The following is a 23,586-nucleotide window of genomic DNA, read 5'->3' on the forward strand; positions in this document are numbered from 1 at the left end:
AAAAATAATTATTTAATATATTAGTCTTTATCTGTGTAGAACATCACTGCAAAAGCCCCTGGACCACCATGCGTCGCAATAATAGGTGCTGTCTGTCGAACTAGAATATCAACTTTTGGGACTGCTGTTTGTAATAAATCGCGAACTTCAAATGCCTTTTTTTCATTTCCAGCATGAGAAATACCTACTGCTTTAACATTAGGTGTACTTTTTAATTCTTCAACTAAATCTGCAATAAATCTGTTAACCGTCTTCATACCACGGCCTTTATTTTTAATTTTTAATTCGCCATCAATCATTTCCAAAATAATCTTCATATTTAAAACACTTGAAAGAACACCAGTTAATCTTGATATACGTCCACCTTTGACCAGATTATCCAGAGTCATAACGGCCATATTTAGAGTTGAATTCTTACGGATTTCAGAAATTTTTGTTAAAATATCATCCATTGATGCACCTGAATTTGCTAACTTAGCAGCTGCTAAGACTTGAAAAGCCATACCTCGATCAGTAGAACGAGTATCAACAACGGTTACATCGGATTGACTCATTTCTGCAGCTTGCTCTGCAGTATGAACTGTACCACTAATTTGGTCAGTCATGTTAAGTGAGAGAACTTGGCTACCATCTGCCCCAAGACTGTCAAACATTTCTACAAAAGTACCAATTGGTGGCTGACTTGTTTTAGGTAACGTTTTTGACGTTTCCATTTTAGTCTCAAATTCGTCATTTGTAATTGATTCACCTTCAACGTAAATAGTATCATCAATCATAACGCTTAGAGGTATAATGCTAATGTCATTTTCTTTTATTTCATTATCTGTTAATCCAACAGATGAATCCGTTATTATTTTAATTTTTTTCATGTTTCTTCATCCACACTTTCTTAACAAAAGTTTTTAATCATGATACAATAATGTCACTATAAACTTTTCTATTTATAATGTCTAGTATATCAGAATTACTGGTCTATTTCACATAGAAATTGATGACTGAGGTGTTTTTTTGGAACATAATTACAGTAGAAGGTATCTCATCTTAAATGAGGTATTAAACGCGGTAACTCATGGTATTGGTCTTGGGTTAAGTATAGCGGGATTGATTTTTTTACTTATTAAAGGTGCTCATAATGGTAGTGCATTAGAAATTACCTCGTATGCTATATATGGTTCATCTTTGGTACTGCTGTACTTAACTTCTACCCTATTTCATAGTTTAATATTTACACGAGCAAGAACTGTTTTTCAAATCTTCGATCATAGTAGTATCTATATTCTGATAGCAGGTACTTATACGCCTTATTGTCTTCTCTCTGTTGGTGGGGCATTAGGTTGGACACTATTCGGAATCATCTGGATGATGACCGTTTTAGGAATTATTTATAAATCAATTTGGTTGGGTCATTTTAAAACAATTTCAACCATCATTTATCTAATTATGGGCTGGCTTTGTTTGAGCGCAATGATGCCACTTTATAATAGCCTCGGTACAATTGGGTTCTGGCTACTTGTTTCTGGTGGCATTGCGTTCACAATCGGCGCTGGAATTTATAGTATAAACGGTGTTAAGTACTTACATGTCGTTTGGCATTTATTTGTGATGTTAGGTACAGGATTAATGTTTTTTTCTATTTTATTATATACTTAAAGTTAAAAAGCGAAGACACATCCGTATTGGATATGTCTTCGCTTTTTAATTATTTTTTATCATAAATTCTAAATTCATGATCATATACATTTTTTTTGTCAATCATTCCCGGAATCGTTTCAATTAATTTCCAATGAGTATAATCAATAGGAATCATCATCACATCACCATCAAACGTAGCGTTAATTTTTGTTTGATACAATCTATTAACTTTTACATACATTTCAGAAAATAATGTTGCGCCACCAATAACAAAAATATCTTCAGAATATGTTTCTAATAAATCATTCAACTCTGGTATTGAATGAACAATCTTTAGAGTATCTGTTTCAACTAAATCGTTTTTACTTGAAAGAACAATATTAATTCGATTTGGTAATAGTCCCGGAAAACTTTCAAATGTATTTCTGCCCATAACAACGACCTTATTAAGCGTTGTTTTCTTAAAAAATTTTAAATCATTTGGTAAGTACCAAGGTAGCTTACCCTTATATCCAATATGATGTTCACTGTCTTCAGCCCAAATAAAATTAATCATTATTGACTCTCCTTAAGTAAATATTAAACTGCAACAGGCGCTTTAATAGGTGGTGCAGGATTATAGTCTTCTATTTTAATATCCGTCATATCGTATTCAAAAATACTATTTTTATCAGGATTTAACCATAATTTTGGCATGGGTTGCACTTCACGAGAAAGTTGTTCCTTCACTTGTTCTATATGATTATTGTAAATATGGGCATCGCCTAATGTGTGAATGAATTCACCAACTTCAAGTCCAACCTCTTTAGCAATTAGATGAGTTAATAACGCATAACTTGCAATATTAAATGGTACACCTAAAAAGACATCGCCACTTCTTTGATATAATTGACAACTTAATTTACCATCAGCCACATAAAATTGAAATAACGTATGGCAAGGTGGTAATGCCACATTTGGTACATCTTCTGGGTTCCAAGCGGACACAATTAATCTTCTAGAATCAGGTGTTTTTTTGATTGCTTCAATAACATCTTTAATTTGGTCAATCGTATCACCTTGTCTAGTTTTCCAATTACGCCACTGACTACCATAAACGTCACCTAATTCACCAAACTTTTTTGCAAATTCATCGTCTTCAATAATTTTATCGCAAAAAAGGTTTTTCTGTACTTCATATTCTTTTTTAAAATCAGTCTCTAAAAGTGATCGATGTCCAAAATCAGTCATATCTGGACCCATATACTGAGAACTTTCAATGTAATTTTTAAAAGCCCATTCGTCCCAAATATGATTCTTATGTTTCAATAAATATTGGATATTAGTATCACCTTTTAAGAACCACAGTAACTCACTCTTAATTAAACCAAATGGTACTTTTTTAGTTGTTAGTAGTGGGAATCCTTGACTTAAGTCAAACCTCATTTGATAGCCAAAAAGACTTTTAGTTCCCGTTTTTGTACGATCAGATTTATCATTTCCGTTCATTAAAATATCACGTTCAAGTTGCAAATATGTTTCTTCCATACGAAAATTACCCCTTTTCTGCATATTTACCTAAATAGTCCCAACGATTCATCTTTTCTTCAATTTCATCATCTAAATTATCAATTGACACTTGTAGTTCACTTAATGCTACAAAATCATTGCCATTGATATTCGACATATCACTTTCAGCTTTTTCTTTCTTAGCTTCTAAATTATCAATTGTCTGTTCAATTGTTTCAAATTCTTTTTGTTCAGCATAAGTTAATTTAACTTTTAATTTATCGTCAGAAATGGTGTCGTGTTCGATAATTTTTTCTTTTTTTGATATTGATACGGCATCATCCAGTGATTCTTTAGCAAGGTACGATGTAAATAATCCAGTATAACGATTAATTTTAGCATCGCCTTCAAAAATAAGTAATTGATCTGCAACTTTATCTAAAAAATATCTATCATGTGAGACAGTTATAACTGCGCCATTAAAAGATTCTAAATAGTCTTCAAGTACTGTTAATGTTCCAATATCTAAATCATTTGTAGGTTCATCTAGTAATAAGACATTTGGTTGTTGCATAAGTAATTTCAAGAGATAGAGTCTTCTTTTTTCACCACCGGATAGCTGTCTAATTAATGTCCCATGCATCGATCTTGGAAAAAGAAACTGCTCTAAAAGTTGTGTTGTACTTATTCGTTCGCCATGTTTATTTTCGATATTTTCACCAATTTCATTTAGATAGTTAATCATTCGTTTATCGCCAGGTATGGGTTCAGTTTGTTGCTGGTAATAACCTAATTTAACCGTTTCGCCCATTAGTAATTCGCCAGAGTTAAGTGGTAATTTTCCAGCAATTGCATTTAGTAAACTAGATTTACCAGCACCATTTTTACCGGTAATCCCGATTCTATCGCTCGCCTGAATCAACTCACTAAAATGATCAATAATTTTATGATTTTCTAAGACTAAACTAGCTTCTTTTAGCTCAATAACCTTTTTACCAAGCCGCTGTTGGCCTAGTCCAATTGAAACATCTTGATCAATTTGTAATGAATTCATATTTTCTTTTAAATCGTTAAAACGGTTAATTCGTGCTTGTTGTTTTGTTGATCTAGCTTTTGCTCCAGTACGCATCCAAGCTAGTTCCTTTTTATATAGCTGTTGTTCTTTATGCTCAGCGGTAACTTCCTGGGCAACTCTTTCAGCCTTTTGAGCAACGAAATCTTGATAGTTACCTTCATACGAGTGTAATTTACCAAATGATAGTTCTAAAATCTGGTTGGCAATTTGATCTAAAAAATACCGATCATGAGTAACAACAATTAAAGCTCCTTTGTACGTTTTAAGGTAACTTTCTAGCCATTCAATAGAACTAAAGTCCAAATGGTTTGTTGGTTCATCAAGAATTAATAAGTCAGGAGCTTGTATGAGTACTTGAGCCAAGCCAACTCTTTTTTTCTGTCCACCAGATAAGGTTGAGACTTTTTGTGTTAAATCCGTTATTTGTAATTGCGTTAGAATTGTTTTAACGTCATTATCGGCATTCCATGCATCTTCACGATTCATACGATCTTCCGCATCTGAGTAACGTTGCTGTAATTTTTCATCTTCAGGATGTTCACTATAGGCTGTTAAAACAGCTTCATAATGACGAATTGTTTCAAAAATAGGTGAAGCTCCTTCAAAAGCGGCTTCCATAATTGTCATATCATCATTTAATTCTGGTATTTGTTTTAAATAACTCATACGATAGTTATTTGGTTTAATTAAATCTCCTGAATCAGCTGGGTCAAGGTCTGTTAATGCATTTAATAACGTTGTTTTCCCTGAACCGTTAGTTCCAATCAATCCGATTCTATCTTTTTCATTAACAATAAAATTTAAATCATCAAATAATGTTTTTTCGCCGTATGTTTTCTTTAAATGTTCTACCCTCAGTGTTTGCATGTAATCACTCTCTTATCTAATTGATTCTCTTTTATAATTTGTATTACTAAGCATGTTTTGTAAAAAAAGAGATTAAATGATATTTAATCTCTTTTTTTACGCTAATTTTAACATTAGTTGCTTAGCCACTTTTAATAATTGAGTTGATTCGTTTGGGACTTCTTCTAGTAAAATACGATTTTCCAATATGGATAAAATTTGGCCTAATTTTTCACCTGGTTGAATACCAACATCTTTTATTAACTGTCGTCCATTAATTGCCATGTCTTTTTTAGACTTAATTGGAAGTGCAGTATAAGCAACTGTCAGCATTTCTGCATCTAAATTACTATTAAATATTGCTGCAACTTCATTTGCAATTAATAATAATTCTAATCCAGTTTCATACATCAGTTCTCGATTAACGGAATCATGAATAATACCGTTAAGTGCTTTGATAACTATTTGAACGTGTGTAATTAACTCATTTGAACTTTTCCATGAGATTAGAAAATGATTAATATTAGTTTCTGTTATCTTTAGAACATGAATAATTAACGACCAAGCAGCTACTTCTGATGTAAGTTTAATTGATTGCATTTTTGACATATCAGTTAGTTCCGATAAATAATTATTAAATTCGGGACAATATTTTACTAAATCTGATTCAACAAAATGTCGAAGTCCAATTTGAGGATTTTTTCCCAACAGTAATTTAATAAATTCAATATGAATCCGTTCAATAGCAATCTTTTTCAATAGTGGTGCATGTTTATTTAATGCTTTCTTCGTTTCCATTTCGATTGTGAAATCTAATTGGCTTGCAAATCTAATTGCCCTCATCATTCGTAAAGCATCTTCATTAAAACGTTCATCAGCAGTGCCAACAGCTCTAATGATGTGATTTTCTAAATCTTGTAGTCCGTTGAACAAATCAATAATCCGTCCATCATGTGTCATTGCTAAGGCATTGATTGTAAAATCACGACGTTTTAAATCTTCTTCTAAAGAGCGTACAAATTCAACATGATCTGGACGTCTAAAATCTTGATAAGTTGATTCTGTTCGAAATGTGGTGATTTCATAACCTTCTCCATGATCTAAAACCATAACAGTCCCATGTTGAATACCTGTATCTACCGTCTTATTAAAAATTTCCTTAATTTCCTCAGGGTATGCACTAGTGGCAATATCAATATCATGGATTGGTAATCCTAAGATAGTATCCCTAACACTTCCTCCGACAAAATATGCTTCAAAACCAGCATTTTCAATGGCTTTAATCACTGGTTCAGCATTAATGAAATCATCCGCAAGATTGGAAACTATCATAATATATTTTCCAATCCAACTAGTAATTCTTTATATTGTCCAATTTTTTCAGTAGCTAATGCAACACCAGACATGAATGAAATACGGTCAAATGAGTCCTGACGAATAGTTAATGCTTCACCCTCGCCACCAAATAAGACTTGTTCATGAGCAACATAGCCTGGTAAACGGACACTATGAATTCTCATGCCTTCAAAGGCTGCACCTCTCGCACCTGGTAATGTTTCTCTTTCATCAGGGTTGCCTTGAATTTTAGGTTTACGAACTTCAGCAATTAATTTTGCGGTATTTAAGGCTGTACCACTTGGAGCATCCAATTTATTATCATGATGCATTTCAATAATTTCAACGTCAGGTAAATACTTAGCAGCTTGTTGCGCAAATTGCATTAATAAAACAGCTGAAATACCAAAATTAGGAGCAATCAATCCACCTAATTTTTCTGTTTTACATAATTGTTTAAGTTCAGCTATATTATTTTCCGATAAACCCGTAGTCCCAATAACTGGTGACATATGTTTCGAAATAGCAAATTTAGTATTTTCGAAAACAACACTTGGGACAGTAAAATCAATCCAAACATCGGAAACTACGTTTATTTCATCTAGCTTATTGAATATTGGGACATTCTCTGTCTTATAGTCAGTAATTTCATTTATATTTTTTTCTGTAGCTGTAGTACTATAGACTCCAACTAATTCAAATAATGGATTTTCTAAGATCATATTTGTTGTAGTGGCACCCATTCGTCCTTTAAATCCAGCAACCAAAACTTTAATCATAGTAATCCTCCTCATCTTTAATTAATACAATCTAGTTTAACAGATTTATACTAGATTTAAAATGATAGTCAGCAGACATTCATCGATAATATGGTATGATATTTATATTGAATTTATTTCAGGGGGTAGAACTAATCTTAAAAAATGAACGAATTAAAATAATCGATTTAGTAATGATTGCGTTAGGTTGTTGTTTTTATGCATTTGGATTAGCAACCGTTAATATAACAAACCATCTTGCTGAAGGTGGTATAACCGGAGTTACTTTAATTTTACGTTATTGGTTTCATATTGATCCTGCGTATTCAACAATTGCAATTAATGTTCCATTAATCCTTATTGGTTACCGTTTTTTAGGTAAACGATCATTAGTCTATACTATATATGGAACAATAATGTTATCTCTTTTCTTATGGATTTGGCAACGTGTTCCGATTCAAATTAATGTAAATGATGATTTGTTTTTAGCAGGTATCCTTGCTGGTGCTTTTGGTGGCCTTGGGTCAGGCTTAGTATATCGTTTTGGTGGTACTACTGGTGGAACTGATGTAGTGGCTCGAATTTTTGAAAAAACACGTGGTATTCAAATGGGTAAGACAATTCTTGCCCTTGATATTGCTGTTTTGGTCATATCACTTAGCTACTTAGATTTAAGGCATATGATGTATACCCTACTAAGCTCATATGTTTTCTCAAAAATTGTTAACTTCACTCTTGAAGGTAGTTATTCTGGACTTGGCATCTTAATAATTAGTGACCAATATCAAATTATAACTAATGAAATTTGGGATAAATTAGGCAGAGGTGTTAGTTACATCAATGGTGAGGGATCTTATTCTCGCCAAAATAAAAAAATGATTTATGTTGTTATCAACCGTAATGAACTTCATCAGTTGAAGGAAATATTACAAAACCAGGATTCAAATGCTTTTGTTTCAATTAGTAGTGTTAATGAAGTACTGGGACAAGGGTTTAGTTTTAATCGACAAAAAAAGAATAAAATCACTAATATCACTAATATCTTTAATAAATGATTGGTCTTGCGCACTGCGATTTTTGCAGTGCGCTTTATTAGTGTGATATAGTTAAAGTAACTTATTGTTTATTACTAAAGGAGGCAATTAAATGAATTATCCCTATCAAAAAGCTTTTAATTTATCATTAGAATCCAACTCTTTGTCCCCATCAACAATTTTAGAATATAACTACGATATTCATGATTTTTTTAACTATCTTCTAAATTTTAATGATGCATTCTCTAATTCAATAATGGTTGAAACTATCTTAGAATCAGACGTTCGTCAATATTTAACTATGCTTCAAGATAAAAGAAATATTAAAAATTCAACATATACTAAGGTTTTATCGCATCTGAATGGTTATTTTAAATATTTATTTACCCATCAGATAAATACTCATATTCCAACATTAATGTTAAAAGGGAAAAAAAATATCGCAAATTCTGTTATAACCTTCAATTGGTTAATAGACTTCGACTCTTATCTTTTAAATTCAGAAATTAGCTACTATTCTCGACTTGTTTTATTAATGACACGGCATTTCTTTAAAATTTCAGAAATCTTACAACCTGGTTTTTTCGTTAGCTTTAAACAATTAACATTTACGGAAACAGAGGAATTATTTTTGAAGCAATTCAATACCTATATTAAACAACTACAAATTTTACAAAACTCCAACGATTGCTTTTTAAAACTGCGTAAAAATGTTGAAGCACCTTTATTATCTTTACCTGGTCTACATAAATTTTTAAAGAAAGATTTACAATTTATTGCGCCAAATGTTTCACCACGTCTGCTGTACCAGTCAGCTATTTGTTTTTCTATTCTCACTAACAATACGATGACAGATTCAGAAATTATGATGACGTTAAGAATTGATCCAAATTCACTTTTATACTACCGTCATTTAATTATTGAACAAAAATTAATCATATAAACCTTAAAAGAGCAACAAAAAGGAGCTAGAAAAATTCTAGCTCCTTTTTGTTGCCCAAATATTTTTAAATTATGCTACTTTTCGCCATAACTTTATCTAACCAATAGTCTTAATAATTCGTGCTGGATTACCTGCGATTAAAACATTATCAGGTACATCTTTTGTTACCACACTACCAGCACCAACGACGACATTATTTCCAATCGTGACACCAGGTAAAACAATCACTGATCCACCAAACCAACAATCATCACCAATTGTAATTGGTGCATCATATTGCCATCCTTCACGACGTAAATTTTTGTCCATAGAATGATGATTAGGTGTATATAACTGACAATTAGGCCCAATGAAACAGTGTTCTCCAATTGTTATTTGTCCTGCACTTAAAATCTGTAAATTAGAATTAATAAATGTGCCTGACCCTATTTTTAACATTTCCGGCCATTCTATAGTTGAAATTGGAAAATATATTTCAGCAGATTTTTCCATATTAGGTAAAAATTCTTTAAGCATTTTATCTGCATCATTCGTATCATGAGCCGCCAATTTATTTATTTTATAAATAGTTTGTGCACTTGTTTTAACAGTTTTTTGAGCCCATTCTTCTTTAGAATATTGGTACCAATCGCCATCTATAATTTTCTCAGTAATACTTTTTTTACTCAATCGTTCAATTTCTTTTTCGTTTAAATCTTTCATGTCCCTACCCCCGATATATAATTTTAGATAATTAATCGCCATTTAAACAACATTACCTATCTAAAATTATATCCTTAATAGCAATTAAAAAGCAAAAAATAATAATATCATTTATAAATATACCATCATAAATTCTATAATCTCTTTTCAAAAATTAAATTTTGGTCATTTTGTTCTATAAAGTGATAATTATTAGTCTTAGCTACTTTCAAACTTTTTATATTATTCAAATCTAGTATTATTTTTAATTTTTTTAACTTATATTCCTTTATAGCTAGTTTCTCAAGTTCTGTTAAGGCCTTTGACATTATTCCGCGTCCTACATACGACTTGTCTAACCAATAACCAACCTCAGCAGTTCCCATATGTAAATCTATTCCATGTAAATCAATCATGCCAACGATATTCTTATTAATTTTTATAGCGAAAATTAATTTAGTTTCATCCTTAAAAGAGTCTCTTAAAAAAATTATTTCATCATTAATCGATTTCATAGCATTAACCCATGGAAGCCACTCACTTAATTCAAGACGATTACGACTAATTAAATTAAATATTTCAGTACTATCTTCTAATTTTGGTATCACTATCTGATTTGTAATCATTTTACTTCCCCTTCTTTAAGCAAATCTTACAAATTGCTAACAAAAAACGCTTATACCAAAAGAATGATATAAACGTTTTATTTTAATAATTTATATCATTTTGAATATCAATAATTTCTTGATCATCAGGTACTAAAGCTAAGTAATGTTTAATTGCGTCCTTTAACTCCTCTTGTCGTCCGTTCTCTCTAAAAATAAATATAACAGATCTTAAAAAGTCAACTTGATTAGTAAAATAAGGGTATGCTTCTAAATAATTTTCTTCAGCTTTATCATAATCTTCAAGTCTTTCATATGAAATAGCTAAATTCCAAAATATTTGAGGATCTACATCTCCGTCGCTCTTGATATCTTCTAGTAATTTAATATCTTCATCATCACGTTCTTGCTTAACTAATAAATTACTTAATTGTAATAATATGCCAGTATTATCTGGATTAATATCAATTGCTTTATTTAAATACTTTTCAGCTTGCTTCTCATCGTCCAATTTTAAGGCAACAGTCGCTGCCTGTTCATACAATGTATCATTTACCTCGTCAACCGCTAACCCTTCTTGATAGACAAGTAAAGCATCATTCAATCTATTCTCATCTGAAAGTGCTTGACCAAGAATTGGATATAAGGATGTATACGAAGGATCTTCTTCCTTCAAATCATAAAGAATATCAATTGCTTTTTGTTGATCATTTAATTGTAGATAGGTTAAACCCATCTGTAACTTAGTATCAGAGTCCATATTTTCTAAATGAATTTGTTCTAAATATGCCATTGCTTTTTCAAACTGCCCACTGTTTGCGTAACTAACACCTAATCTTTGTACTAAGTTAACCTGTGACAGTTCAGTCTGTCCTGATTTAATTAATTCAAGATAAAATCCGATTGCCTGACTAAATTGTTTTGTATTAAAATATAGTTCGCCTAAAGCAAATTGGATAACTTCTTCTTCAGGAGCCAACTTATATGCAGTTAATAATTTATTTTCACTAACTTCAAACATACCTTGTGTCTGATATAAATCGGCAGCAACCATAAGAGACTGAAGATAAGCTTCTGAATCTTCTTCAATTTCTGACAAATAGTTAAGTGCTTCATCAGATTTTCCTTCACTAATTGCAATATCTGCCAGGAATGTTTTTAAAGTATCTTCTTCTGGATATTTTTCTAATAATCTTTCATAAGTACGTTTAGATTGAGCTAAAAAACCTAAGCTATATAACTCTTCTGCTAAACTAAATAATGTTGCATCATTGTCTTTTCTTAATGCTCTGGCAAATTCTTTCATTGCCTCATCAATTTGTCCTTCGTCCAAGTAGTCTAGCATAATTTCTGAATGCGTCATTAAATAACTTCCCTTCATTATTAAATTAATATGGTTTAGTTTAATCTATCATACACACAATAGCTAGTAATCTCGTACATAACTATTGTCTATAAAATAAATTATAGATTGAAAAAGCTAGTACAAAATGAATTGTACTAGCTTTTTCTAAGTATTATTTAACAGAATCCTTTAAAGCTTTACCTGGTTTAAATGCAGGTACTTTACTTGCAGGGATTTGAATTTCTTCACCAGTTTGTGGGTTACGACCTTTACGAGCAGCGCGTTCACGTACTTCAAAGTTACCGAAACCGATTAATTGAACTTTTTCACCTGTAGCTAATGTGCTTTGGATTGAACCAAATACAGCATCAACTGCGACAGTAGCATCTTTTTTTGTCAATCCTGTTTCTTTTGCAACATTTTCGATTAATTGTGCTTTGTTTGCCATAATGTTTCACCTCCCCTAAAATGTGTCCGAATATTTAAAAATATTCAGCCATTATTATTTAAAATAAATAATAATAATAGAACCAGAGATTACTCTACTAATTCTTTATTTAAGATACCATACAAAACGTATTACATCAAGGTATTTAACTACTTTAGCAGAAAAAAAGATGGCATGGTAGCGTTTTATCAATTTGAATTATTTTCTTCTTCTTTCAATAACATGAATTGGTGTTCCTTCAAAATCAAACGATGTTCTAATTTGATTTTCTAAGAAACGTTCATATGAAAAATGCATCAAATCAGTATCATTAACAAATACAACGAATGTAGGTGGTTGTATTGCTACTTGTGTTGCATAGTAAATTCTTAAACGTTTTCCATTATCAGTTGGCGTTGGATTATGGGCTACTGCATCCATAATGACATCATTTAATACTGAAGATGTAATACGACGACTATGATTTTCATTTACGCGTTTAATTAATTCGGGTATCTTAGATAATCGTTGCTGTGTAATTGCAGACACAAAAATAATAGGAGCATAACTAAGATATGCAAATTCTTGACGTATATTAGCCTCAAAATCAGATAATGAATGATTATCTTTTTCAAGAGTATCCCATTTATTTACGACGATAATGATACCACGTCCTGCTTCATGGGCATACCCTGCAACTCTCTTATCTTGTTCCCGAATACCTTCTTCAGCATTTAACACAACTAAAACAACATCTGAACGATCAATAGCACGCATGGCACGTAGTACAGAATACTTTTCAGTATTTTCATATACTTTTCCGCGTTTTCTAATACCAGCTGTATCAATCATTGAGAACATATCGCCCTCTTCAGTATCAAAAGCTGTATCAATTGCATCACGTGTAGTCCCTTCAATAGGTGAAACAATAACACGATTTTCACCCAGGATTGCATTCACCAATGAAGACTTACCCACGTTAGGACGACCAATCAAACTAAACTTAATTCGACTGTCATCTTCATCAGGAATATTTTCAGGGAATTTCTTTGTAATCTCATCCAATAAGTCACCAACCCCAAGGCCATGACTACCAGAAACTGGAAATGGTTCTCCAAATCCTAATGAATAGAAATCAAAAATATCTTGTCTAGACTCGGGATTATCAACTTTATTAACCGCTAAAATAACTGGCTTATCAGAACGATATAAAATTTTAGCCACTTTCTCATCAGCATCCGTTACGCCTTCTTTTACACTTACAAGAAAAACAATAACATCAGCTTCATCGATTGCGATTTGTGCTTGTTCAGTGATTTGCGTCAAAAAGGGTTCATCACCGATATCGATACCACCAGTATCAATCAAGCTAAATTTTTGCGCTAACCACTCACTATGAGCATAAATACGATCTCGTGTAACACCAGGAGTATCCTCAACAATTGAAATTCTTTCCCCGGCTATTCTATTAAAAACTGTGGACTTTCCAACATTAGGACGTCCAACAATTGCTACAACAGGATTTGCCATAGATAGTACCTCACTCTCTAAATATCTTTTGTAATAAATAATAAAAACGACTGAACTACAGTTCAGTCGTTACTTAAAAATAATATTTTAATTATTTGTTAGTATCTGCATCTTCTAATGCTTTACCTAAAATATCACCAAGTGTGAAACCAGTACTTTCTTCTGGCATACCACTCATTGTTGATTTAGGAGCTTTAGCTTTTGGTGCAGCTTTTTTAACTGTTTTTTTCTTTTCAGGTTTTTCTTCTGTTGCTGGTTTTTCTTCGAGAGCTTTAATTGATAAAGCTAAACGATGTTCTGCTGGATGTACTTCAAGTACTTTAACTTGAACAGCTTGGCCAGTTTTTAAAACTTCGCCTGGTGTAGCAATATGTGTGTAAGAAATTTGTGAAATATGAACTAATCCTTCAATTCCAGGCATAACTTCAACAAATGCACCAAATGTCGTTAAACGTTTAACAGTACCATCTAAGACGTCATCTACATGGATATCATTTTCAACATTATCCCATGGTTGAGGTAATGTTTGTTTGATTGATAATGAAATACGATTCTTATCTAAATCGATTGCCAATACTTTAACTTTAACTTCTTCACCAACTGATAAGACATCTTCTGCCTTAGAAATACGGTTGTAAGAAATTTCTGAAATATGAACAAGTCCATCAATACCACCAAGATCAACAAATGCACCGAAGTTAGTTAAACGGGCAACTGTTCCTGTTACAACTTCACCAACTGTTAAAGTTTTAAGAGTTTCTACTTTTTGAGCATCTCTTTGAGCTTTAACAATTGCTTTATGTGATAAGATTAATCTATTTTCAGTTGGGTCAATTTCAATAATTTTGAAATCTAATGTTTGATGGTTATATTTTGATAAATCTTCAACAAAACGATCATCAATCATTGAAGCGGGTACGAATCCACGCACACCAGCATCAGCAACTAATCCACCTTTAACAACTTGTGTTACTGTAGCTTCGATTGTAGCATCATCATCAGCTAATTTTTGTAAGTCATTCCAAACTTCACGTTCAGCAATTCTTCTTTGTGATAGTAAGTAACTACCACCTTCTTTATCGCCACCGATACTTGAAATAACAACTAAATCCATAACGTCACCAATTTTGACAACGTCTTCTGTTTCTTCACCAGCTTTAAGTGCTAGTTCTTTAGCTGGTACAACACCTTCAACACCGGCGCCTTCAATACCAACAATGACTTGTTTAGCATCATCGATAGCTAAAACTTCACCTTTTATAACAGAACCAACCTTAACTTCACTTACACTATTTAATGCTTCTAGTAAATCATTATTTTCTTCAATATTACTCATGGACAATGTCCTCCTTAGCGAATAAACTCTATTTATTATTTTAGCTGAAATGAAGAGTAATTACTAGTGCTAATACTCATTTTTCACATTTTATTTTATTATTTGTTAATTATATCCATAATTTTCTGTACGACCCCATCAATATTCATTGAAGTCGTATCTACAAGTATAGCATCTTTTGCCTGAATAAGCGGAGAAATTTCACGTGTAGAATCTTTTCGATCTCGTTCGGCAATTTCAAACTCTAAAACATCAAGTGTTGTATTAATACCCTTAATTTGATTTTCCTTAAATCGGCGAAGAGCACGTTCTTTAACACTCGCAACTAAGAATATTTTAACTTCAGCATTTGGTAATACTGTCGTTCCGATATCACGACCATCCATAACAATTGATCCATCTTCGGCAATTTCTTGTTGTCTTTTAACTAATTCCTTGCGTACACCTTCTTGAGCAGCAACCGTTGAAACATTATTAGTTACCTCAGGTTGCCTAATTGCTTGTGTTATGTCTATATTGTTTATATAGACTAATTGTTCTGGATTTGCTGGTTTAAAAGAAATTATTGTATCTTTTAATAGACTAACTAACTTATCATCATTATCCAGCGCAACATTCTTTGCCATTGCTTCAAAAGTAATTGCTCGATACATTGCCCCAGTGTCGCAATAAACATAATTTAATTTTTTAGCAACTAATTTAGCGACAGTGCTTTTTCCTGCGGATGCCGGTCCGTCAATTGCAATTTGGATATTATTTTTCATCAAGTAATTCCTCCATAAAAATGGGATTGATTAGATATCAATCCCATATGTATATTATTTAACTCTTATTTTTTGTCCTGCACTAATAGAAGTAGTCAACCCTGGATTCATTTGTAGAAGTTGTTCTGTAGTTAACCCATTGTTTGCTGCAACACGATATATGCCTTGTCCTGCTTCGACAGTTACATATGACTTTGAAGATGCACTTGATGAACTATCAGAGCTGGTTGATTCACTAGACGCTGAGCTAGAGCTTGAATTAGTGCTAGAACTAGCTTTCTCTTTTGATTCAGAGCTAGCTTTTTCTTTTGATGCTTTTTCTTTCGATTCAGAACTAGCTTTTTCTTTTGATTCAGAGCTTTTCTTAGCACTTGAGCTAGAACTATCAGAATCATCAGTTTTGGTAACTATTTTTTTACTTACTGAACTCTCGCTTGTGGTTCTATCTTCTGGTTGGTATACTTTGTTACTTTCAACAATATAAAAAGCAATCGTTCCAATAATAATAGCTACAAAAACAACTAATAACCCCGTAGTTAATAATGAACTATTTTTACTTTTACGTCTATTCGCTGATCGAGAATAATTTCCATTATCGTCTCTATCGTCTTCGAATGATTTTTCCCAAGGCTTTTTTTCTGAATTATCTTTTTTATCACTCATTTTTCAATCCTCCTAAAAACAATTATCATTATTTTACCATAATAATCCAAATTATTCTCAAGATAATTTAAACAATCTTGAAATAATATTATCTGTTGATTGAATTAACTGCTTGTCATCATTTTTGATTATCTTTTTTTCTAATCCAATCTTTTGAAGTACATCCACATTAAATAACGCTGAGCAACAGAATTCATCATGTTCTATTAATTTCGATTCTCCAAAATGGTTTAAAATTTGTTGCTTTCGACAATTACTTGAATTAACAAACATTATCATATTTTGTAATCCAGTTTCTTTTTCAATTTTCCTTTGTCTAAAAAGGAACTGCACCTCTTCAACTGAGCTTTGTTTCTCATAGTAATAATCTAACAGTTTACCTTTTTCTTCTCCAAGACCAACTAATTCCTTATGTTTTTTAAAATACATCCTAATAAAATCATCATCTGGAATGGTTAAATCAATTAAGTTTCTTTGTAGAAACACATCATTTTCTTGAGAAAAAACAATTGCGATACTCTGCTGGCCATCTCGTCCAGATCGGCCAAATTCTTGTACGTAGCTTTCAAAATCAGCGGGCATATGATAATGGATAACGTATCTAATATCTTTCTTATTAATACCCATACCAAAAGCGCTTGTTGCACATATAACATCTATTTGATTTTCCATAAATTGTCTTTGTACCGTATACCTTGCCATATCATTCAAGTCAGCATGGTACGGTTCAGACCTTAATCCAGTGTTATTATTTATTAAATCTGAGACCTCATTTGCCTTTTTCTTGCTCGAGAAATAAACGATTCCAACACCCTTGATTTTATTCAATAAATTTAATAATTGCTTATTTTTATCAGATTCATCATGCACTTTTAAGACACTTAAAAAAATATTACTTCTATTAACCGATTTAATGATTTTATGAAAATCTCGACCTTCTGTTTTTAATTGTGTCATAATATCATTCTGAATATTTAGTGCAGCTGTGGCTGTCAACGCCAAAACGCAAGGTGTACCAAGTTTCACAATTGCATTATTCAAATCCAAATAATCAGGCCTAAAATCTGGTCCCCAAGTGGAGATACAATGTGCCTCATCTACAACAAATAGTGATACATCTATTTGTTTAAGGGCATTTATCACTTCAAATTGACTTAGCATTTCAGGAGATAAATAAACAAATTTATAAGATTGTATATTTTTTAACACATATTTTTTTTCAGAATAACTCAATATTGATGTTAATCCAATAGCTGTCCCATTACCACGAAAATTAAATTGACTAACTTGATCTTGAATTAAAGATAACAACGGTGAAACGATAACTGTCGTACCATTCATAAGATAGCCAGCTAACTGATAACACAATGATTTCCCAGTCCCTGTAGGTAGTACTGATAACGTGTCTTGACCAGATAAGATAGTTTCTATGGTTTCTTCTTGGCCTATCATAAATGAATCGAATCCAAAGTATTCCATCAATTTTTCTTTTAAATTAATTTTGGACATCTATTTTACTCCTATAAATTTGATACAAACGATAATCGAAAAAATTTATATCAGGTTTCTTATTTTGTATTATTTTAAAAGGTACTTGATCAATATCTCTCCCCATAATTTCAGATAAATCATTAACTATTTTTTTTGTTAAAAAAGTATCAAATGGAAATTTTTCACTAATCATTGCTAATTCAAGTAAATGTTCAAAAATTGTACTAGTCTTCAATCCTCTACTTTTAGCCACATCATTAACAGATAGGCCCATAGTAATTAATCTCATCGTTTCCTTTGCACTTTCAGAAATAATTCCTGTTTTTAGAATTGACTGAACTAATTCTTTGAACACACTTTGTTTTTGCTCCTCAATCCAACTAGCAAAAAAATTTATTGTATCTCTGTATATTAATTGAATCTCCATTTCTGATAGATTCAACTCATTTGCTAACTGTTTATTGGTCAATCCATTAAGATTATGACCAATTAATTTGTTCATAAATATTAAACTAGAATTTGTATCAATTTTTTGCACGAACAATCGTAATTCTAAATTAACTTGTTTTGTTAGTATTGTTTTGTCATTATTAGAAATCCATTTTTTGATATTAAATTTAGTTAATTCGGATGTTACGACAGGATAATAATGACGATTAACAAAGCTAAGTTCAGATACAACTTGTATAGCTAAAATACAAGTTTCTGACCATTCATTAAATTTATATTGATTTATTAATTTAGGGTGCTTAATTTGATATAAATCGCTTTTCGCTTTTTTTTGTCGAATTAAACCATTTTGCGTTAACCGAACTTGCCCATTAGATTCAGTGAGTAATTTATTTTGTTTCAACTTAGAAAGTATTTTTTGATATATTTCATTTGTAAATTGAGGATCAATACTAAAATAATCTAGCAAATCATAACGCATTCCCCAATATATATTGGAAACAGTATTCCGACCTGTAATAATGCTAAATATTACATTAGGTCGCCGATATTCGACATTAAACATTTGTAAGAGATAATCTTCAACCATAAAATACCATCCTTATAAAATAAAATGAGGAAGAATCACTTAAGAATTCTCCCTCATTAATTATACTATAGTTGTTTATATTTTTTATTATTTAACTGAACCCAACCATACATTCTCTGATATAAAAGACTAAATAACCCAACGACCAGAATTCCTTTTATAATATTAAAAGGAACAATACCAACAATAACGTACTTGGATACTGACATTCCGATATTCATACCGATAACATTCAAGTACACTGGTAGAATTACAAAATAATTTGCAATAGATAATACAGCAGTTAGTACAAAGGTACTCACTAAAACTGCCAAAATACTCTTTCCAAGTGTTGGCTTAAGGTTTCCTTTACCTTTGAGAAGATAATATGCTGGAAATGATACCGCCATTGATGCTAAGAAATTACTTCCAACACCTATCAAGCTGGCAATATCTGTTCCAGTTGAAACTAGATACAGCAATGAACGAACGACGGCAACCATCACACCGCTCATTGGTCCCAAAATAAAAAATCCAATTAAAATTGGTAAATCACTAAAATCAATTTTTAAATACGGAAAAATTACTGGGAAAGATAAAAACATTAATACGTATGAGATTGCAGCTAAGAACGCTGTAATCACAACTTTATAAACTGGTGACCGATTCATACTAGAAAACCTCCTGGAAGGCCATCTTCAATGAAGAACCTTTCAAGTAAATAAAAATGAACGCCATTAATCACTAAAGATTAACAGAGTTCATTTGAAATTACTTACTCAAATAAGCCCTATCTTCTTTATCCAGACTTTAACTGTCGGTACTGGAATTACACCAGTCCAGCCACATATACAATGTGGGTCGCGGACTATAACCGCCGGTCGGGAATTACACCCTGCCCCTGAAGACGAACCAAATATTTTATTACGCTACAAAATATAACATAGGATAAAATAAGTTACAATTATTTACGCTCGGCGATACTTTTCAATGCATGAACTTCTTCTTCAGATAACTCACGGTATTGACTCGAAGTTAATCCATATAAATCTAAGAATCCATAAGTTTCACGTTTTAATTTTTCCACTGGATGTCCGACCTCTGCCAACATATTTTTAACTTGATGATTTCGGCCTTCATGAATTGTTAATGAAACAATTGCTTTTTGCTTATTTTTATCTGCTGAAATAATTTTTGAATGAGCAGGAGCCGTTTTCTTACCATCAATTACAATTCCTTGACGTAACGTTTTTAAATCATCATTAGATGGAATACCATTCACTTTAGCGACGTAAGTTTTGTCAATCTTATACTTTGGATGAGTCATTTTGTTGGCTAACTCACCATCATTTGTCATTAATAATAATCCAGAAGTATCATAATCTAATCGACCGACTGGATAAATTCTTTCCCTTACACCTGGAAAATAATCCGTAACAACCTTACGATCTTTATTATCCTTAACAGCCGAAATAACTCCTCTTGGTTTGTAGAATAAATAATAGACTAATGGTTCTTCATTTAAACGAATACCATCAACTTCAATTTTATCTTCACTTGTGACCTTAATACCCAACTCACTTGCAACCTTACCATTCACCTTAACATGACCTTCTGAAATCATTTTTTCGGATTGTCTTCGTGACGCAACACCTGATTGCGCCATAACTTTTTGTAATCTTTCTGCCTCTGCCATATTATTCCTCATTTTCTTGTAATTTTTCGTTAAAATTATTTAAAAAAAGTTTACCTATTTCTCCATCAAAATCTTGATTTTCACTAATCACTGGAAGTTCTTTTAGTTCAGTTAATCCAAAATAATTTAAAAATTGCGTCGTTGTTACATATATAATAGGTCTTCCTGGTACATCAAGACGTCCATTTTCACGAATTAGATCTAAAGCAATCAATTTTTGCAGTGATCCTGAACTTTGAACTCCTCGGATATCATCAATTACAAGTCGTGTCACTGGTTGTTTATAAGCAATGATAGCTAGCGTTTCCAGTGCTGCATTAGAAAGTCTTCTTGAATTAGGATTTTCAAAATAATCTTTAATTAAATCTGCTAATTTCTCTTTTGTTACTAATTGATAACAATCATTATATTGAATTAGCTCCAAGCTAGAATTTATATCATTTTTATACTTTAATGATAATTTTTCAAGTTGTTCTTTAACTGCTGATTTCAATAATCCAGTTAATCTAGATAATTCTGCTAGAGATATTCCTTGATCCCCACTCACAAATAAAAGTCCTTCAATATTTGCTAAATGACTCACCTTCGTACCTCCTTAATACAATAATCTATGGTTCAATTTTTAAAATCTGAATCATTTCATGGCTATTTGCTTGTTTCAATTTAATTTGGTTTAATTTTGAAAGTTCTAATATTGCCAGAAAAGTAACAACAATTTCATCAACCGTTGTTGTTATTTCAAAAAAATCACTAAATATTAAACTCTTATTTGAATTTAGAATGATTTTTTTTATTTCTGATATTTTATCAGAGAGTGATGCTAGTTGCACATTAATTTTTTTCTCAATTGGTTGATGATTTATTTGCTTTATTAAAACTCTTTTAAAAGCATTCTCAAGTGTTTCTAAATCCAGGCCAGGTATATCAAGTTGAGGTTTATCAAATCTATTTTTAGGAATACTACTTTGTTCCTTAGAAAAATAATTCGCACGTTTATTTTCCCTGACGCTCAACTCTCCAGCCGCCTCTTTAAAAATTTGATATTCAATTAATTGTTCGACTAGACTTGCCCTTGGATCAGTTTGAGTTTCCTCTACATTGGAAAATTCTGCCGGTAATAACATTTGACTCTTAATTTTCATCAACGTTGAAGCCATCACTAAATATTGACCAATCACATCTAATGACATATTCGTAGTATCTTTAATAATAGTTAAATATTGCTCTGTTATTTCTGAAATTTGAATATCATAAATATCCATCTCAGAATCTTTGATTAAATGCAGTAACAAATCAAGTGGTCCTTCAAAAGAGGTTAATTTTAATGTTACCTGACTAATAGATTTAAATTTTTGACTCATTTTTTTGCATTTCCCATTTTTCAATTAATTTTGTAGTATCAATTGTACCCATGATTTTTTTATCAGGATATAGCGATAATACAGCGTTCAGAATCAAAAAACTAACTTTTTTATGTCTTTCATCTGGACTCAATGATATTGCCCGAACTACGACAACGTTGCCATCATTTTCAATACCAACTATACCAGTAAAATTACCTGCCTCATTTTTCCAAAGATACAAATCTCGATTTTCTGTATCTTGATAACCTTTAATTGCTAAATTAATTCTAGTAACATCCTTCAAGTCAGGTATAAATGACAACAAGCCCATCGCAATTTTTTCATAATCATTCTTATACTTAATAAGCATTATTGTTCTCCTCTACACGCACGGCATTCATGAGACAATTCATATATTTAAAAATAACTAATATACTTGTTTGTTACCGATATATTAATTTAACGTTGAACTAATAAATTATATTTTCAAATAATTTTATTTATTATCTCTTACCTACTAAAATAGTTTTCTATTAATCATCTGTTTCGTTAATTAATTCATCATTATTAGTTTCAAATTCCTCAGGCATTTTTATTAAAATAAGATTACCATCTTCTTGTTTAACATAACGCTCTTTTAGCAGATGTCCAACAGCTCTCTTAAATTGACCTTTGCTGATACCAAAATATTCTTTAATGTCTTCTGGATTACTTTTATCAGTAAAAGGTAATGTTTTTTCATCATTATGACTTAATGCAGCAATCAACATTGCTGCATCATCACTAATTGCTTCATAGGCACGTGGTTTGATAGATAGATTAATTGTACCGTCAGTTCTAATTCCAATTACACGTCCTTCTAATACTTGACCTAATCTAGGTTCATTAAATCTTTCAGATGGATGGATAAATCCAAGATAATCATCATCAGTAATTACAAAAGTTCCAATCATTTTTAAGCGAATAACTGTAAATTTCATATTTTTATTTTTTAATGAGTCATCAGGTTTCTTAGCAATTGATCGAAACATTTCTTCGTCCGCAACATCACCCCAAATACGATCTTTGGCATCAATTTTAAGTCCAACCATTAATCGATCACCAGCTTTTGGCCAAAGTGATTTCATTTCTGGTAAATCATCTAGTGAAACTGCTACATCTTTGTCTGGTAAACCAATGTCAACGAAGACACCTAAATCTCTTCTAACTTTTACAACGTCTCCGAATGCATATTGATCAATGCCAGCTCTAGGAATTATTGTTGATAAACTCAAATCATGATCTTCGTTCTCATACACAAAGCCTGTAACCATCGAACCGTTCGCTAATTGACTGTTTTTTTCATCTTTCAATAAATGCATTGTTATACTATCTTTTTGTACTAAAAATTCTGTATCATTCTCATCAGTTACCATTGCGGTAACAACTTGTCCCATTATTGAACTCATTTATTTCTCCCATTCAAAAAAATATTATTTTATATTTCTTTATTCATATTTTAAAATTACATACTCACATTTTACCTGATATTAGGCTTAATAGCCAATTGAATAGAAATATTGTGTAATAAAAAAGG

At 31.6% G+C, this 23,586-nt stretch carries 25 protein-coding genes and 1 riboswitch; of the genes, 3 read left to right on the plus strand and 22 right to left on the minus strand.

Translation table 11 applies throughout. From position 1 onward, the window contains the following. Window positions 1–20 precede the first annotated feature (20 nt). Window positions 21–869 (minus strand): DegV family protein, encoded by an 849-nt coding sequence (locus AC1RPH_RS03155; RefSeq protein ID WP_481761333.1) that lies wholly within the window; start codon window positions 867–869, stop codon window positions 21–23. 139 nt (window positions 870–1,008) lie between these two features. Between AC1RPH_RS03155 and trhA the strand changes: the two genes are divergently transcribed. Then, complete coding sequence (trhA, locus tag AC1RPH_RS03160; protein WP_481761334.1) at window positions 1,009–1,650, plus strand: PAQR family membrane homeostasis protein TrhA; 642 nt, start codon at window positions 1,009–1,011, stop codon at window positions 1,648–1,650. Window positions 1,651–1,699: 49 nt separating this feature from the next. On the opposite strand, the gene AC1RPH_RS03165 is transcribed toward trhA, so the two are convergent. From AC1RPH_RS03165 to dapB, 5 genes are all read right to left on the minus strand, one after another. Further along, complete coding sequence (locus AC1RPH_RS03165; protein WP_481761335.1) at window positions 1,700–2,188, minus strand: dihydrofolate reductase; 489 nt, start codon at window positions 2,186–2,188, stop codon at window positions 1,700–1,702. A 23-nt stretch (window positions 2,189–2,211) separates the two neighbouring features. Beyond that, complete coding sequence (locus tag AC1RPH_RS03170; RefSeq protein ID WP_481761336.1) at window positions 2,212–3,159, minus strand: thymidylate synthase; 948 nt, start codon at window positions 3,157–3,159, stop codon at window positions 2,212–2,214. A 7-nt stretch (window positions 3,160–3,166) separates the two neighbouring features. After that, window positions 3,167–5,062, minus strand: a complete 1,896-nt coding sequence (locus tag AC1RPH_RS03175) for an ABC-F family ATP-binding cassette domain-containing protein (RefSeq protein ID WP_481761337.1) — start codon at window positions 5,060–5,062, stop codon at window positions 3,167–3,169. 96 nt (window positions 5,063–5,158) lie between these two features. Beyond that, window positions 5,159–6,373 (minus strand): CCA tRNA nucleotidyltransferase, encoded by a 1,215-nt coding sequence (locus AC1RPH_RS03180; protein WP_481761338.1) that lies wholly within the window; start codon window positions 6,371–6,373, stop codon window positions 5,159–5,161. Next, window positions 6,370–7,155 (minus strand): 4-hydroxy-tetrahydrodipicolinate reductase, encoded by a 786-nt coding sequence (dapB, locus tag AC1RPH_RS03185; RefSeq protein WP_409022516.1) that lies wholly within the window; start codon window positions 7,153–7,155, stop codon window positions 6,370–6,372. The genes AC1RPH_RS03180 and dapB overlap by 4 nt, the downstream gene beginning before the upstream one ends. Before the next feature lie 173 nt (window positions 7,156–7,328). Between dapB and AC1RPH_RS03190 the strand changes: the two genes are divergently transcribed. Further along, entirely contained in the window at window positions 7,329–8,189 is an 861-nt protein-coding gene (locus AC1RPH_RS03190) for a YitT family protein (RefSeq protein WP_481761410.1), read from the plus strand. A 91-nt stretch (window positions 8,190–8,280) separates the two neighbouring features. After that, window positions 8,281–9,111, plus strand: coding sequence for a site-specific integrase (locus AC1RPH_RS03195; protein ID WP_481761339.1), 831 nt, complete (start codon window positions 8,281–8,283; stop codon window positions 9,109–9,111). Between the two features lie 96 nt (window positions 9,112–9,207). On the opposite strand, the gene AC1RPH_RS03200 is transcribed toward AC1RPH_RS03195, so the two are convergent. From AC1RPH_RS03200 to AC1RPH_RS03275, 16 genes are all read right to left on the minus strand, one after another. After that, a complete protein-coding gene (locus AC1RPH_RS03200) occupies window positions 9,208–9,813 on the minus strand; it encodes a sugar O-acetyltransferase (protein WP_481761340.1) in 606 nt (201 codons plus the stop codon). 134 nt (window positions 9,814–9,947) lie between these two features. After that, window positions 9,948–10,418 (minus strand): GNAT family N-acetyltransferase, encoded by a 471-nt coding sequence (locus AC1RPH_RS03205; protein ID WP_481761341.1) that lies wholly within the window; start codon window positions 10,416–10,418, stop codon window positions 9,948–9,950. Between the two features lie 82 nt (window positions 10,419–10,500). After that, window positions 10,501–11,760, minus strand: coding sequence for a tetratricopeptide repeat protein (locus AC1RPH_RS03210; protein ID WP_481761342.1), 1,260 nt, complete (start codon window positions 11,758–11,760; stop codon window positions 10,501–10,503). Window positions 11,761–11,914: 154 nt separating this feature from the next. Beyond that, window positions 11,915–12,190, minus strand: a complete 276-nt coding sequence (locus AC1RPH_RS03215) for an HU family DNA-binding protein (protein ID WP_409022511.1) — start codon at window positions 12,188–12,190, stop codon at window positions 11,915–11,917. Between the two features lie 198 nt (window positions 12,191–12,388). Continuing rightward, the gene (gene der / locus AC1RPH_RS03220) at window positions 12,389–13,699 is read right to left on the minus strand and encodes a ribosome biogenesis GTPase Der (protein WP_409022510.1); all 1,311 of its coding nucleotides are present in this window, start codon (window positions 13,697–13,699) and stop codon (window positions 12,389–12,391) included. A gap of 91 nt (window positions 13,700–13,790) precedes the next feature. Next, window positions 13,791–15,035, minus strand: coding sequence for a 30S ribosomal protein S1 (rpsA, locus tag AC1RPH_RS03225; RefSeq protein ID WP_481761343.1), 1,245 nt, complete (start codon window positions 15,033–15,035; stop codon window positions 13,791–13,793). A gap of 98 nt (window positions 15,036–15,133) precedes the next feature. Further along, window positions 15,134–15,799, minus strand: coding sequence for a (d)CMP kinase (gene cmk / locus AC1RPH_RS03230; protein ID WP_481761344.1), 666 nt, complete (start codon window positions 15,797–15,799; stop codon window positions 15,134–15,136). A 54-nt stretch (window positions 15,800–15,853) separates the two neighbouring features. Continuing rightward, window positions 15,854–16,462, minus strand: a complete 609-nt coding sequence (locus AC1RPH_RS03235; protein ID WP_481761345.1) for a LysM peptidoglycan-binding domain-containing protein — start codon at window positions 16,460–16,462, stop codon at window positions 15,854–15,856. Between the two features lie 57 nt (window positions 16,463–16,519). Then, window positions 16,520–17,971 carry a RecQ family ATP-dependent DNA helicase gene (locus AC1RPH_RS03240; RefSeq protein WP_481761346.1) on the minus strand — a complete coding sequence of 484 codons (1,452 nt, stop codon included), beginning with the start codon at window positions 17,969–17,971 and terminating at the stop codon, window positions 16,520–16,522. Continuing rightward, window positions 17,958–18,992, minus strand: a complete 1,035-nt coding sequence (locus tag AC1RPH_RS03245) for a helix-turn-helix domain-containing protein (protein WP_481761347.1) — start codon at window positions 18,990–18,992, stop codon at window positions 17,958–17,960. The genes AC1RPH_RS03240 and AC1RPH_RS03245 overlap by 14 nt, the downstream gene beginning before the upstream one ends. 65 nt (window positions 18,993–19,057) lie before the next feature. Continuing rightward, on the minus strand, window positions 19,058–19,642 hold the full coding sequence (locus AC1RPH_RS03250; RefSeq protein WP_409022504.1) for an ECF transporter S component: 585 nt from the start codon (window positions 19,640–19,642) through the stop codon (window positions 19,058–19,060). A gap of 117 nt (window positions 19,643–19,759) precedes the next feature. Continuing rightward, window positions 19,760–19,884, minus strand: a riboswitch (FMN riboswitch). Between the two features lie 51 nt (window positions 19,885–19,935). Next, window positions 19,936–20,667 (minus strand): pseudouridine synthase, encoded by a 732-nt coding sequence (locus AC1RPH_RS03255; protein ID WP_409022503.1) that lies wholly within the window; start codon window positions 20,665–20,667, stop codon window positions 19,936–19,938. Between the two features lies 1 nt (window position 20,668). Next, window positions 20,669–21,250, minus strand: a complete 582-nt coding sequence (gene scpB / locus AC1RPH_RS03260) for an SMC-Scp complex subunit ScpB (RefSeq protein WP_481761348.1) — start codon at window positions 21,248–21,250, stop codon at window positions 20,669–20,671. Between the two features lie 25 nt (window positions 21,251–21,275). Continuing rightward, a complete protein-coding gene (locus tag AC1RPH_RS03265; protein WP_481761349.1) occupies window positions 21,276–22,028 on the minus strand; it encodes a segregation and condensation protein A in 753 nt (250 codons plus the stop codon). After that, complete coding sequence (locus AC1RPH_RS03270; protein WP_481761350.1) at window positions 22,012–22,380, minus strand: N-acetyltransferase; 369 nt, start codon at window positions 22,378–22,380, stop codon at window positions 22,012–22,014. Before AC1RPH_RS03270 ends, AC1RPH_RS03265 begins: the two co-directional genes overlap by 17 nt. 163 nt (window positions 22,381–22,543) lie before the next feature. Continuing rightward, window positions 22,544–23,458: a CvfB family protein gene (locus tag AC1RPH_RS03275; RefSeq protein WP_481761351.1), complete on the minus strand. Its 915-nt coding sequence runs from the start codon at window positions 23,456–23,458 to the stop codon at window positions 22,544–22,546. Window positions 23,459–23,586: the final 128 nt, after the last annotated feature.

The sequence above is a fragment of the Dellaglioa sp. CoH-57-MRSF-16 genome (assembly GCF_056782055.1).

Coding starts and splice junctions, on each gene's coding strand:
- AC1RPH_RS03155 (WP_481761333.1), bottom strand. CDS start 869: ATGAAAAAAATTAAAATAATAACGGATTCATCTGTTGGATTAACAGAT.
- AC1RPH_RS03165 (WP_481761335.1), bottom strand. CDS start 2,188: ATGATTAATTTTATTTGGGCTGAAGACAGTGAACATCATATTGGATAT.
- AC1RPH_RS03170 (WP_481761336.1), bottom strand. CDS start 3,159: ATGGAAGAAACATATTTGCAACTTGAACGTGATATTTTAATGAACGGA.
- AC1RPH_RS03175 (WP_481761337.1), bottom strand. CDS start 5,062: ATGCAAACACTGAGGGTAGAACATTTAAAGAAAACATACGGCGAAAAA.
- AC1RPH_RS03180 (WP_481761338.1), bottom strand. CDS start 6,373: ATGATAGTTTCCAATCTTGCGGATGATTTCATTAATGCTGAACCAGTG.
- dapB (WP_409022516.1), bottom strand. CDS start 7,155: ATGATTAAAGTTTTGGTTGCTGGATTTAAAGGACGAATGGGTGCCACT.
- AC1RPH_RS03190 (WP_481761410.1), top strand. CDS start 7,329: ATGATTGCGTTAGGTTGTTGTTTTTATGCATTTGGATTAGCAACCGTT.
- AC1RPH_RS03195 (WP_481761339.1), top strand. CDS start 8,281: ATGAATTATCCCTATCAAAAAGCTTTTAATTTATCATTAGAATCCAAC.
- AC1RPH_RS03200 (WP_481761340.1), bottom strand. CDS start 9,813: ATGAAAGATTTAAACGAAAAAGAAATTGAACGATTGAGTAAAAAAAGT.
- AC1RPH_RS03205 (WP_481761341.1), bottom strand. CDS start 10,418: ATGATTACAAATCAGATAGTGATACCAAAATTAGAAGATAGTACTGAA.
- AC1RPH_RS03210 (WP_481761342.1), bottom strand. CDS start 11,760: ATGACGCATTCAGAAATTATGCTAGACTACTTGGACGAAGGACAAATT.
- AC1RPH_RS03215 (WP_409022511.1), bottom strand. CDS start 12,190: ATGGCAAACAAAGCACAATTAATCGAAAATGTTGCAAAAGAAACAGGA.
- der (WP_409022510.1), bottom strand. CDS start 13,699: ATGGCAAATCCTGTTGTAGCAATTGTTGGACGTCCTAATGTTGGAAAG.
- rpsA (WP_481761343.1), bottom strand. CDS start 15,035: ATGAGTAATATTGAAGAAAATAATGATTTACTAGAAGCATTAAATAGT.
- cmk (WP_481761344.1), bottom strand. CDS start 15,799: ATGAAAAATAATATCCAAATTGCAATTGACGGACCGGCATCCGCAGGA.
- AC1RPH_RS03235 (WP_481761345.1), bottom strand. CDS start 16,462: ATGAGTGATAAAAAAGATAATTCAGAAAAAAAGCCTTGGGAAAAATCA.
- AC1RPH_RS03240 (WP_481761346.1), bottom strand. CDS start 17,971: ATGTCCAAAATTAATTTAAAAGAAAAATTGATGGAATACTTTGGATTC.
- AC1RPH_RS03245 (WP_481761347.1), bottom strand. CDS start 18,992: ATGGTTGAAGATTATCTCTTACAAATGTTTAATGTCGAATATCGGCGA.
- AC1RPH_RS03250 (WP_409022504.1), bottom strand. CDS start 19,642: ATGAATCGGTCACCAGTTTATAAAGTTGTGATTACAGCGTTCTTAGCT.
- AC1RPH_RS03255 (WP_409022503.1), bottom strand. CDS start 20,667: ATGGCAGAGGCAGAAAGATTACAAAAAGTTATGGCGCAATCAGGTGTT.
- AC1RPH_RS03265 (WP_481761349.1), bottom strand. CDS start 22,028: ATGAGTCAAAAATTTAAATCTATTAGTCAGGTAACATTAAAATTAACC.
- AC1RPH_RS03270 (WP_481761350.1), bottom strand. CDS start 22,380: ATGCTTATTAAGTATAAGAATGATTATGAAAAAATTGCGATGGGCTTG.
- AC1RPH_RS03275 (WP_481761351.1), bottom strand. CDS start 23,458: ATGAGTTCAATAATGGGACAAGTTGTTACCGCAATGGTAACTGATGAG.